General features: G+C 72.9%; 13 protein-coding genes. 11 read left to right on the top strand and 2 right to left on the bottom strand.

Annotation, left to right across the window (positions count from 1 at the left end):
* The 6 genes from EIO00_RS01560 to ccsB all read left to right on the top strand — a co-directional run.
* Positions 1 to 765: hypothetical protein (locus EIO00_RS01560; protein WP_206664003.1), on the top strand; the 765-nt coding region annotated here is incomplete at its 5' end.
* Positions 766 to 836: 71 nt separating this feature from the next.
* Positions 837 to 1,475, top strand: coding sequence for a histidine phosphatase family protein (locus tag EIO00_RS01555; RefSeq protein ID WP_140174949.1), 639 nt, complete (start codon positions 837 to 839; stop codon positions 1,473 to 1,475).
* A gap of 48 nt (positions 1,476 to 1,523) precedes the next feature.
* Positions 1,524 to 2,102 (top strand): TlpA family protein disulfide reductase, encoded by a 579-nt coding sequence (locus EIO00_RS01550; protein WP_140174947.1) that lies wholly within the window; start codon positions 1,524 to 1,526, stop codon positions 2,100 to 2,102.
* A 19-nt stretch (positions 2,103 to 2,121) separates the two neighbouring features.
* The gene (locus EIO00_RS01545) at positions 2,122 to 2,865 is read left to right on the top strand and encodes a cytochrome c biogenesis CcdA family protein (RefSeq protein WP_140174945.1); all 744 of its coding nucleotides are present in this window, start codon (positions 2,122 to 2,124) and stop codon (positions 2,863 to 2,865) included.
* Position 2,866: 1 nt separating this feature from the next.
* Positions 2,867 to 4,513 carry a cytochrome c biogenesis protein ResB gene (gene resB / locus EIO00_RS01540; RefSeq protein ID WP_140174943.1) on the top strand — a complete coding sequence of 549 codons (1,647 nt, stop codon included), beginning with the start codon at positions 2,867 to 2,869 and terminating at the stop codon, positions 4,511 to 4,513.
* Positions 4,514 to 4,517: 4 nt separating this feature from the next.
* Positions 4,518 to 5,501 (top strand): c-type cytochrome biogenesis protein CcsB, encoded by a 984-nt coding sequence (gene ccsB / locus EIO00_RS01535; RefSeq protein WP_140174941.1) that lies wholly within the window; start codon positions 4,518 to 4,520, stop codon positions 5,499 to 5,501.
* 46 nt (positions 5,502 to 5,547) lie between these two features.
* Here the strand turns inward: ccsB and EIO00_RS01530 are convergent, their stop codons facing one another.
* Positions 5,548 to 5,853: a PLDc N-terminal domain-containing protein gene (locus tag EIO00_RS01530; RefSeq protein ID WP_140174939.1), complete on the bottom strand. Its 306-nt coding sequence runs from the start codon at positions 5,851 to 5,853 to the stop codon at positions 5,548 to 5,550.
* A 131-nt stretch (positions 5,854 to 5,984) separates the two neighbouring features.
* Here EIO00_RS01530 and EIO00_RS01525 point away from each other — a divergent pair, with 131 nt between their 5' ends.
* Both EIO00_RS01525 and EIO00_RS01520 read left to right on the top strand, forming a co-directional pair.
* The gene (locus tag EIO00_RS01525; protein ID WP_140174938.1) at positions 5,985 to 6,917 is read left to right on the top strand and encodes a hypothetical protein; all 933 of its coding nucleotides are present in this window, start codon (positions 5,985 to 5,987) and stop codon (positions 6,915 to 6,917) included.
* Between the two features lie 15 nt (positions 6,918 to 6,932).
* Positions 6,933 to 7,178 (top strand): hypothetical protein, encoded by a 246-nt coding sequence (locus EIO00_RS01520; protein WP_140174936.1) that lies wholly within the window; start codon positions 6,933 to 6,935, stop codon positions 7,176 to 7,178.
* A gap of 156 nt (positions 7,179 to 7,334) precedes the next feature.
* Here EIO00_RS01520 and EIO00_RS01515 read toward each other — a convergent pair whose 3' ends face one another.
* On the bottom strand, positions 7,335 to 7,538 hold the full coding sequence (locus EIO00_RS01515) for a BldC family transcriptional regulator (protein ID WP_140174934.1): 204 nt from the start codon (positions 7,536 to 7,538) through the stop codon (positions 7,335 to 7,337).
* Positions 7,539 to 7,799: 261 nt separating this feature from the next.
* Here EIO00_RS01515 and EIO00_RS01510 point away from each other — a divergent pair, with 261 nt between their 5' ends.
* From EIO00_RS01510 to EIO00_RS01500, 3 genes are all read left to right on the top strand, one after another.
* Complete coding sequence (locus tag EIO00_RS01510) at positions 7,800 to 8,834, top strand: threonine/serine dehydratase family protein (RefSeq protein WP_140174932.1); 1,035 nt, start codon at positions 7,800 to 7,802, stop codon at positions 8,832 to 8,834.
* A 13-nt stretch (positions 8,835 to 8,847) separates the two neighbouring features.
* A complete protein-coding gene (locus tag EIO00_RS01505; protein WP_140174930.1) occupies positions 8,848 to 9,105 on the top strand; it encodes a DUF4229 domain-containing protein in 258 nt (85 codons plus the stop codon).
* A gap of 141 nt (positions 9,106 to 9,246) precedes the next feature.
* On the top strand, positions 9,247 to 9,957 hold the full coding sequence (locus EIO00_RS01500) for a demethylmenaquinone methyltransferase (protein WP_140174928.1): 711 nt from the start codon (positions 9,247 to 9,249) through the stop codon (positions 9,955 to 9,957).
* The last annotated feature ends 136 nt before the right edge of the window (positions 9,958 to 10,093 follow it).

Here is a 10,093-nt window from a genome sequence, read left to right as displayed (position 1 = left end):
GGGGGCAAGGCGGCCGCCGCGGCGTTGGGGACCGCGCTGGTGGTGGCCGGCGGCACCGGGGCGGCCGTCGCCTGGCGCCCCGGTGCCGGGGCCGCTCCGACCGCGGTCGCCACGACCGCCGACCGGCCGGCCGCCCTCGTCGCCGTGCGGGCCTGCCCGTTCGGCGCCGACCCGAGCCCGGCGGCCCCGCGGCCGGTCCGGCTGCCCCGGCAGGTGCGGCTGCCGGAGGGGGCGGCCGTCTACGAGGCCACCGGGACGTATCGGGGAGTCCGGCTGATCGGCCCGGCAGAGGCGGACTGCAAGGCCGACGGGGGGAGCTGGGTCGGCAGCGCCGTCGTGCGCACCGACGCCGGGGGCGTGGAGGTGCAGCTGTATTCGCGCTCCTATGTGTGCGCGTACTTCCCGGACTCGGCGCAGGCCGCCGAACTGCGCCGCACCCGCCCGACCTGGTGCACGGAGCCCGGGTCCGTCCGGGAGAGGCAGGACGTGCCGACCGGGCTGCCAGGGCATGAGGCGTACCTGACGGTGGAGGACGGCAGGCCCGGCGCCGTGATCCTGCGGATGCTCGCGCTCGACCGCGCCTCCGGCGGGCCGGGACCCGGGCTCATGATCACCTGCGATCTGCCGCGGAGCCGGGCGGAGATCTGCGTGGCCGCGTTGACCCATCGGTTCGTGGAGATCATGGGGCGGGCGGGCGCGTCCGCGCAGGTCCTGGACCGGGCGGCGCGGCAGATCCGCGCCTATGTGCCCTCCCGGCTGCGCTGAGCCGCCCGAGGACGGGCAGACGGACCTGGTGGAGAGGGGCCGGACCGGTCACGGGTAGTCTGGCCACCGCCATGAGTGAGAAGACGATCGTTCATCTGTTGCGACACGGTGAGGTCCACAACCCCGAGGGGATCCTCTACGGCCGGCTGCCCGGCTACCGTCTCAGCGAGAACGGCGTCCTCATGGCGCAAGAGGCGGCCAAGTGGTTCACCGACCGGGACGTGACCGCGCTGTTCTCCTCGCCGCTGGAGCGGGCGCTGGAGACGGCCGCCCCCCTCGCGGAGCTCTTCGGCCTGGAACCCGTCGTCGACGAGCGGCTGACCGAGGCCGAGAACCACTTCGAAGGACTGACGTTCGGGGCGGGGCAGGGGTCGCTGAAGCATCCCCGGCACTGGCCGTACCTGGTCAACCCCATCCGTCCGTCGTGGGGCGAGCCCTACAAGAAGATCGCCATGCGGATGCGGAGCGCGGTGATCGCCGCCAAGAGCGCCGCCCGCGGGCACGAGGCGGTGTGCGTCAGCCACCAGCTGCCCATCTGGACGCTGCGCCGCTACGCCGAACGCCGCCGCCTGTGGCATCACCCCAAGCACCGGGAGTGCGGGCTGGCCAGCGTGACCAGCCTGGTGTTCCAGGGGGACCGGCTGGTCGAGGTCTCCTACCACGAGCCGGCCGCGGCCCTGATCCAGCAGCCCACCGTCCCGGGCGCCTGATTCCGGCACTACAGTGATGTACTACACCGTGTAGTAGGAGTTGCCCCGATGCCCGGAGTCGCAGCCATCGCCCGTGCCGGCCTGCCGCTGGCCGTCTGCCTGCTGCTGGCCGGATGCGCCGGCGGCCAGGCGTCGCCGGGCGATGCCGGCAACCGGTTCATCGGCGGTGACGGCACCGCCCAGACCATCGCGGTCGCCGACCGCAAGACGGTCGGGCCGGTCGAGGGCACCACCCTGGACGGCAGGCCGCTCAAGCTCGCCGACTACCGGGGCAAGGTCGTGGTGGTGAACTTCTGGGCCTCCTGGTGCGCCCCCTGCCGCGGCGAGGCCCCCACCCTGCAGAAGCTGTCGGTCGAGCACAAGCCCAAGGGCGTGGAGTTCGTCGGCGTCAACTTCAAAGACTCCAAGGATCAGGCGCTGGCCATGGAGCGCACCTTCAAGATCACCTATCCCAGCCTGTTCGACGCCGACGGGCGCGTGATGCTGGCGTTCCGCGACGTCCCGCCGAACGCGGTGCCCAGCACGCTGATCTTCGACCGGCAGGGCCGGGTCGCCGTCCGGATCATCGGTGCCACCACCTACTCCACCCTCAACCCGCTGATCGCCCAGATCGCCGCGGAACGATGAGCGCGAGCGGGACGAGGCCATGAGCACCCTCGCGGACACGGTCACCGACGGTTCGCTGCTGCTGGCGATGCCGCTGGCGGCGCTGGCCGGGCTGGTGTCGTTCGCCTCCCCGTGCGTGCTGCCGCTGGTGCCGGGCTACCTGTCCTATGTCACCGGCATGTCCGGGGTGGACCTGGAGCGGCGGCGACGTGGCCGGCTGGTGGCCGGTGCGGCGCTGTTCGTCGCCGGGTTCACGGCGGTGTTCGTGACCGCCGGGGTGGCGGCCGGCGGGATCGGCCGGTGGCTGCTGGAGTACGCCGACCCCATCACCCGGGTGCTCGGCGGCGTGACGATCGTGTTCGGGCTGGCGTTCATGGGGCTGATCCCCGGGCTGCAGCGCACCGTGAAGTCCGGGCGGCTGCCGGCCGCCGGGCTGGCCGGGGCGCCGATGCTCGGGGTGCTGTTCGGGCTCGGCTGGACGCCCTGCATCGGGCCCACCCTGGCCGCCGTGCAGGCGCTGTCGTTCAACGAGGCCAGCGCCGGCCGGGGGGCGCTGCTGTCGCTGACCTACTGCCTGGGGCTGGGGCTGCCGTTCGTGGCGACCGCCCTGGCCTACCGGCGGGCGCTGGGCGCGTTCGACGCGATCAGGAGCCGGTACCGGCTGATCACCCGGATCGGCGGCGGGCTGCTCGTGGCGATCGGCCTGCTGTTGGTGACCGGACTGTGGGGCGACCTGACCCTGGAGCTGAAGTCGTGGATCGGCGGCTTCGAGACGGTGATCTGACATGACGCAGGCGCAGCGGGAGGACACCGGGACCTCCGTCGAGCAGACCGGGCGGGCTGCGGGCGGCTCCCGGACCGGCTCCGGCGGGATGGGGCCGCTGGGCTGGCTGCGCTGGGGCTGGCGGCAGCTGACCTCGATGCGCACCGCCCTGATCCTGCTGTTCCTGGTGGCGCTGGGCTCGGTGCCCGGGTCGATCCTGCCGCAGCGGGGCCAGGCGCCCGAGAAGGTCGCCGAATACCTGGCCGAGCACCGGACGCTCGGGCCGTGGCTGGACCGGCTGTCGCTGTTCGACGTGTTCGCCGCGCCCTGGTTCGCGGCCGTCTACATCCTGCTGTTCGTGTCGCTGGCGGGCTGCGTCATCCCCCGGGCCCGGCAGCACTGGCGGGCCATGCGGTCCGCGCCGCCGCCCGCCCCGCGCCGCCTGTCCCGGCTGCCGCAGTCGGCGTCGTTTCGCACCGACCGGGACGCCGAGCAGGTGCTCGCCCAGGCCCGGGAGCTGCTGCGCCGGCGGCGGTTCCGGGTGGCGGAGGGGGCGGACTCGGTCGCCGCCGAGAAGGGCTACCTGGGCGAGATCGGGAACCTGACGTTCCACCTGGCGCTGCTGATGCTGCTGCTGGCGGTCGCGGCCGGAGCGATGCTGGGCTACCGCGGCAACATCGTGCTCACCGAGGGCGGCGCCTTCGCCAACTCGCTGGCCTACTACGACCAGTTCACCCCGGGCCGGCGGTTCGACCCCGACCGGCTGGCGCCGTTCTCGATACGGCTGGAGGACTTCCGGGCGAGCTTCGTCACCGATCCCGGGCCGCAGCAGGGACAGGCGCTGGACTTCACCGCCGAGATCTTCTACCGGGAGCGGCCCGACGGGCCGGAGAAGCCCTACGACCTCAAGGTCAACCACCCGCTGGGCGTCGGCGGCGCCAAGGTCTACGTGCTGGGCCACGGATACGCGCCGCGCTTCACCGTCCGCGACGGCAAGGGCGACGTCGCCTTCCGCGGGGCGGTGCCGTTCCTGCCGCTGGAGCAGCGCACCTTCACCTCCGAGGGCGTCGTCAAGGTGCCGGATGCGCGCCCCGAGCAGCTGGCCTTCCAGATGGTGTTCTGGCCCACCGCCGTGGCCGACACCCGCAACCGGCAGATCGTCTCCCGCTTCCCCGCCCCGCTGAACCCCACGGTCTCGCTGATGACGTTCAAGGGCGACCTGGGGCTGGACTCGGGCGTCCCGCAGTCGGTGTACCGGATCGAGGGGATCGGCAAGACCCTGCAGCCGGTCCGCGACGGCTCGGCGGTCCTCAAGCAGGGCGAGACGTTCCAGATCCCCGGCGGGGCCGGATCCATCACCTTCGACGGCGTCCAGGAGTACGTCAGCCTGGCGATCAACCACGATCCCGGCCGGGGGCCCGCGCTGGCCGCCGCCGTGCTCGCCGTTGCCGGGGTCATCGTCTCTTTCACGGTGCGGCGGCGCCGGGTTTGGGTGCGGGCGGTCCCCGGCGAGGACGGCCGTACCGTGGTGGAGATCGGCGGATTGACCCTGGGCAACCCGACCGCGGAGTTCGACGACCTGGTGGCGGCGCTGCGCCGCGACGACCCCCCGGCGGACGAGGCCGCCGAGCGGTCCGGCGCCGGTTCCGCCGACGAGACCGAGGAGTGACGAGGTGGCCGACAGCGACCTTGCGAACCTGAGCGACCAGCTCGCGCTGGGCGCCGTGCTGCTGTACGTGGTGGCCATGGTCGGGTACGCGCTCGACCTGGGCTTCGGCCGCCGCCGGGCGCGGGCCGAGGCCGAACGCGCCGAACCCGTCGAGGCGCTGGTGGGGGCGGGCGGCGGCGGGGTCGCCGAGGCGCCCCCCGCCGAGGCCTCCGCGGCCTCCGCCGAGGAGGAGGGGGCCGAGCGCGTCGAGCGGGACTGGGGCCGGTTCGCGATCCTGATCAACCTGCTGGGCTGGGGCGCGCACCTGGGCATGCTGGTCACCCGCGGCCTGGCGGCCGAACGCTGGCCGTGGGGCAACATGTACGAGTTCCTGTCGGCCATCGCGTTCGCGGCGGTCACCGCCTACCTGGTGGTGCTGGCCCGCTACAAGGCCCGCTTCCTGGGCGCGTTCGTGATGGTCGCCGCGGTGCTCGCGCTCGGGGTCGCCACCATCTGGCTCTACACGCCGGTCGGACCGCTGGTGCCGGCGCTCAAGTCGTACTGGATCGCCATCCACGTCACCGCCGCGATCGTGGCCACCGGCGCCTTCACGGTCGGGGGAGCGGCCACGATCCTGTACCTGGTGCAGTCCCGCCGGGAGGAGCGCGGGGCGTCCGGCGGGGCGCTGGACATGCTGCCGGGCGCACAGACCCTGGACCGGCTGGCCTACAAGGTGACCGTGTTCTCGTTCCCGATCTGGACCTTCGCCATCATCGCGGGGGCGATCTGGGCGGACGAGGCGTGGGGCCGCTACTGGGGCTGGGACCCCAAGGAGGTCTGGTCGTTCGTCACCTGGGTGGTGTACGCCGGATACCTGCACGCCCGGGCCACCGCGGGGTGGAAGGGGCGTCGCGCGGCGGTCATCTCGCTGGTGGCGTTCGCCGCGCTGTTGTTCAACTTCTTCGGGGTGAACTACCTGTTCTCCGGCCTGCACTCCTACGCCGGGTAGCCGCCCTCGGGCGGCTCCCGTCACCGGATCCGCGGCGGGGGACCGGTCAGTCCTCGCCGCGGATCCTGCGGTCCAGGCTGCGCAGGAACTCCTCGTCGTCGTCGGGGCCGCGGGGCGGCTCGGGACGCGGACCGCTCTGCATCCCCGGGGGCGTCCAGCCCGACCCCACCGGCTCCCGGGGCCGGCCGAGGGCCAGCCACAGCGCCGCACCGATCGCGAAGCCGAGCAGCACGATCAGGAACCAGCCGAACTTCGGCAGGAGCCGTACGTCGATCTCGTCGGTGGTGAGCACGTCGAACAGGCAGAACAGCCAGACGCTCACGGTGATCAGGCCGAGCAGGACATACAGCATGGTTTGAGCGTATCCGGTGACTCGCCGCCGGACCGCCTGTCGACGGAACGTGACCGCCCGGCTTACTCTGCCATGGGCGAGTCTGGCATGGTGCGTCCTGGGCGACCGAACGGTGCGGAGAGGCGGGGTGGATGCGGTATCGGGGTATTCGCCGTAAGTCCCGCGAGCGGCTGGAGGAGGGGTTCGCGTCATCGCCCCCCGAACGGGTCGGTCCCGACCGCCGGGGGTGGATGCAGACCCGTCCGCGCAGCAGCCAGCCGCGCGACAGGTGGGGCAGGTTCCGCAAGGGCGGACGGGACGATGAGTTCGTGGCGGCCGGAGAGGCCCCCGTGGACCGGGTCCGGGCGGGTGCCGGGCCGGGTCGGCCCCGGGGCACGGGACGTTCCGGGCCGAGCTGGCGTGACTTCGAGCTCGACACCGAGCTGCCCCGGACCGAACCGCACCCGCCGGGCACCCCGTCGCTGGGCGACGGCCGGGTGCACTGCGGGCCACTGGAGGACGTTCTGCACCGCCAGTGGGACGCCGCGCAGGGGCCGCCTCCGCCGGACGTGGTGCGCGCGGTGGAGAGCCTGGCCGCGCTGCCCGAGCCGCTGAAGGAGAGGCTCGCCGCCGGGCTGGACGGGATCTATGTGGGACCGGGAGGGGTCCCGCAGCTGGACGACATGGGACACCTGGCCGGGCGCCCGCTGCCGTCGGGCCGGGCCACGTGGGACATCTGCGCCGGGGCGTACGGCGACCGCAAGATCGTGGTGGGCGATCGGCCGTCGCCGACCCCGGACGTGATGATGCACGAGGTCGGGCACGCCCTCGACGACATCGATTCCGGACGCGGCGGGTGGCGGTCCGACAGCGCCGAGTTCCGTGCGCTGTACGCCCGGTGCCTGCCGCATCTGGCCAGCGACTTCCATCGGCAGCCCGCCGAGCTGGGCAGACGCGAGTTCTTCGCGGACGCGTTCGCGGCGATCACGTCCGGCCAGCGGCCTGCCCTGGTGGATATGCTCGGCGGGAACATCCGGTTGGCGCTCGATGTGATGCTCTACTTCAACCGCAGATACGGAATCTAGCCGAGGTGATCGACGGTGTACGTGATCCGGCTTCCCGACGGCACGCTGCGCGTCCCTCGGAGCGCCACCACGGACGACGGGCGGATCATCGGCCAGGGATACGTCGAGATCGGCCCGGACGACCCCGACTACGAACGCCTGCTCGAGCAGGCGCTGACCGAAGAGGAGCTGGCCGACCGACGCCGGCGGTGGCGGGAGGGGGACGAGGCCCTGCTCCGGGAGTTCGAGGAGTACAAGGCCTCGCGCGCAGAAGAGCGCTAGACCGGTTGCCGATGGCGCCGCCGCACCCCGTAGCCCGGTTGGATCGTTACAAACGGCGGCGAACGGAACCGCCGACGCCCGGGAGTGACCTTTCGGGGATGAGAGCCGGACGACGGCCCTCACGGCGATCGTTCCGGGCGTGGCCGGCTCCGCGGGTCAGCGGCCCGAGCGCTCGGCCAGCGGCTCTTCCCCGCGCAACAGCGCGTGGACCTCGGACTCACGGAAGCGGCGGTGGCCTCCGGGCGTGCGAATACTGCTGATCCGACCCGCCGCGGCCCACCGGGTCACCGTCTTGGGGTCGACCCGGAAGAGCGCGGCCACCTCTCCGGGGGTCAGCAGGCGCTCGCTGGTACTTTCCACGTTGTTCTCTCCCCCTTTGTCCCGCTTGCGGTGCGGGTGGACAGATTCTTAGTGTGCCGGGCGGGGACCGTTTTCTCCCTTGTTTTCGGAAAACATCACCGTCCGTAGTTGGTTGACCTGGGAAGATCACAAGATGTAAACGTGAGCTTCGGTCACATTCGTCTCACCGGCTCCGCCTCCCCCGCGTCCGCGCCCCGTCCGCACCCGCCTGTGGCGCAGGTCGCGCCGTCCGACCGAGGGCGACCGCATAGTCTCAAGGTCATGTCCGGAGCGACTCGACACGACGAGGCCCAGGCGGCGGGCCCGCCCGCCCGGGGCCGCCACCGCGGTGCGCCGGCCTGTGAGCTGGTGACCCTGGCCGACATCGAGGAGGCCGCGGCCCGGCTGGCCGGGGTGTGCACCCGGACCCCCCTGGTGCCGTCCGTCCCCGACGCCTCCGGCCTGCAGATCAAGGCCGAGTCGCTGCAGCCGATCGGGACGTTCAAGCTGCGCGGCGCCTACAACGCCATCGCCCGCCTGCCGCACGAGCGGCGCGCCCGCGGCGTGGTCACCCACTCCAGCGGCAACCACGCCCAGGCGGTCGCCTACACCGCGGCCCGGCTCGGCATCCCGGCGGTGCTGGTCGTCCCGCACACCGCTCCCGCCGTCAAGGTCGAGGCCTGCCAGCGGCTGGGCGCGGAGATCGTCTACGTCGAGCCCTCCCTGGAGGCCCGCATCGAGACCGCCGAACGGCTCGCCTCCGCGCACGGCTTCACGTTGGTGCCGCCGTTCGACGACCCCGGAGTGATCGCCGGGCAGGGCACCATCGGCCTTGAGATCGTCCGCCAGGCCCCCGACGTGGAGGTGGTGCTGGTCCCGGTCGGCGGCGGCGGGTTGATCTCCGGGGTGGCCGCCGCGGTCAAGCAGCTGCTCCCGCAGACCAAGGTGATCGGCGTCGAGCCCGAACTGGCCGCCGACGCCCGCGACTCGCTGCGCGCCGGCAGGCCGGTCGGCTGGTCCGTGGAGCAGACCGGCCGCACCATCGCCGACGCGCTGCGCGTGCCCCGGCTGGGCACGCTGACGTTCGCGCACATCGCCGAGTACGTCGACGACATCGTGACGGTCGGGGAGGAGGAGATCCGCGCCGCCATGCGCCATCTGGCGCTGCACGCCCGGCTGGTCGCCGAGCCCGCCGGCGCCGTCGCCGCCGCCGCCCATCTGTTCCGTCGCGACGCGCTGCCCGCGGCCCCGCGCCAGGTCGCCGTGCTGTCCGGCGGCAACGTCGACCCTGAGCTGTTGTCCCAGGTCCTGGCATAGACTCCGGAACGTCATGCGCTCCCTGGTCACCTACACCGCGGCCCGGCTGGCCGTCTTCGCGGTCACCGCCGGCATCCTCTATCTGGTGCTTCCGCTGGATTACGGCGAGCCCGACGCCCTGCTCCTCCTGCTCGCCGTCGCCGTGCTGGTCAGCGGCATCGTCAGCTACGTGCTGCTGGCCCGCTTCCGCGAGGAGTTCTCCGCCGCCGTCGTCGACGCCTTCATGGGCGTCCGCAGCGCGATCGACAGGTCCCGCCGCAAAGAGGACTGACCCCGCGCCGCCTCGCCTGCACGGATCCCGCCCGCCTCGCCGTCCCGCCCGCCTCGCGACGCCGCCGGCCCTCCGGCGCCGTCGTCGGCCCGCCGTCGCCCCGCCGGCGGGCCGGTGCGCCGCACCCGTGACAATGGAGCCATGACCCGGGCTTCCCTCGACAAACGGCCAGAAGACGTGGCGGCGATGTTCGACGACACCGCCGAGCGCTACGACCTGTTGAACTTCCTGATGACGGGAGGGATGGAGCCACGGTGGCGGCGGGCCGTCGCCGCCGCGCTCGAGGCCCGGCCCGGGGAGCGGATCTTGGATCTGGCGGCGGGGACGGGGACGTCGTCGCTGCCGTTCGCCGAGGCGGGGGCGCACACCGTGGCGTGCGACTTCTCGCTGGGGATGCTGCGGGTCGGGACGCGGCGGACGGCCGGCCTGCCGGAGGGGCGCAGGCCGCGGTTCGTGGCGGGGGACGCGCTGCGGCTGCCGTTCGGGGACGGCGTGTTCGACGCGGTGACCATCTCCTTCGGGCTGCGCAACGTCGTCGACACCGACCTGGCGCTGCGCGAGCTGCGCCGGGTGACCCGGCCGGGCGGCCGACTGCTGGTGTGCGAGGTCAGTCACCCGCCGAACGCGCTGCTGCGGCTCGGGCACCGGCTGCACCTGCGTTACGGGCTGCCGCTGCTGGCCCGGGTGTCGTCCAATCCCGACTCCTATCGGTACCTGGCCGAGTCCACTCTGGCCTGGCCCGACCAGGCGGCGCTGGCGCGGCGGCTGCAGGAGGCCGGGTGGACCTCGGTGCGGTGGCGCAACCTGACGTTCGGGGTCGCCGCGATGCACCACGCGGTCAATCCGGGCTAACGTTCCCCGGGGCCGGTCGGACGGCGCGTGCGGGCACACCGGGGGCCACGCTCGTGGGACCGGTCCAAAGAGCAGTGGGGTCAAGTACCACTTCACCTCGCTGAAGGCATAGACTCCACCAATGGAAGTTTGTGAA

Origin of the sequence: Thermomonospora catenispora (assembly GCF_006363815.1) — a bacterium.
Lineage (GTDB): Bacteria > Actinomycetota > Actinomycetes > Streptosporangiales > Streptosporangiaceae > Thermomonospora > Thermomonospora catenispora.
The sequence above is the reverse complement of the archived record's forward strand: the minus strand, read 5'-3'. Positions and strand labels throughout refer to the sequence as shown.

Coding starts and splice junctions, on each gene's coding strand:
- EIO00_RS01555 (WP_140174949.1), top strand. CDS start 837: ATGAGTGAGAAGACGATCGTTCATCTGTTGCGACACGGTGAGGTCCAC.
- EIO00_RS01550 (WP_140174947.1), top strand. CDS start 1,524: ATGCCCGGAGTCGCAGCCATCGCCCGTGCCGGCCTGCCGCTGGCCGTC.
- EIO00_RS01545 (WP_140174945.1), top strand. CDS start 2,122: ATGAGCACCCTCGCGGACACGGTCACCGACGGTTCGCTGCTGCTGGCG.
- resB (WP_140174943.1), top strand. CDS start 2,867: ATGACGCAGGCGCAGCGGGAGGACACCGGGACCTCCGTCGAGCAGACC.
- EIO00_RS01530 (WP_140174939.1), bottom strand. CDS start 5,853: ATGCTGTATGTCCTGCTCGGCCTGATCACCGTGAGCGTCTGGCTGTTC.
- EIO00_RS01525 (WP_140174938.1), top strand. CDS start 5,985: ATGCGGTATCGGGGTATTCGCCGTAAGTCCCGCGAGCGGCTGGAGGAG.
- EIO00_RS01510 (WP_140174932.1), top strand. CDS start 7,800: ATGTCCGGAGCGACTCGACACGACGAGGCCCAGGCGGCGGGCCCGCCC.
- EIO00_RS01505 (WP_140174930.1), top strand. CDS start 8,848: ATGCGCTCCCTGGTCACCTACACCGCGGCCCGGCTGGCCGTCTTCGCG.
- EIO00_RS01500 (WP_140174928.1), top strand. CDS start 9,247: ATGACCCGGGCTTCCCTCGACAAACGGCCAGAAGACGTGGCGGCGATG.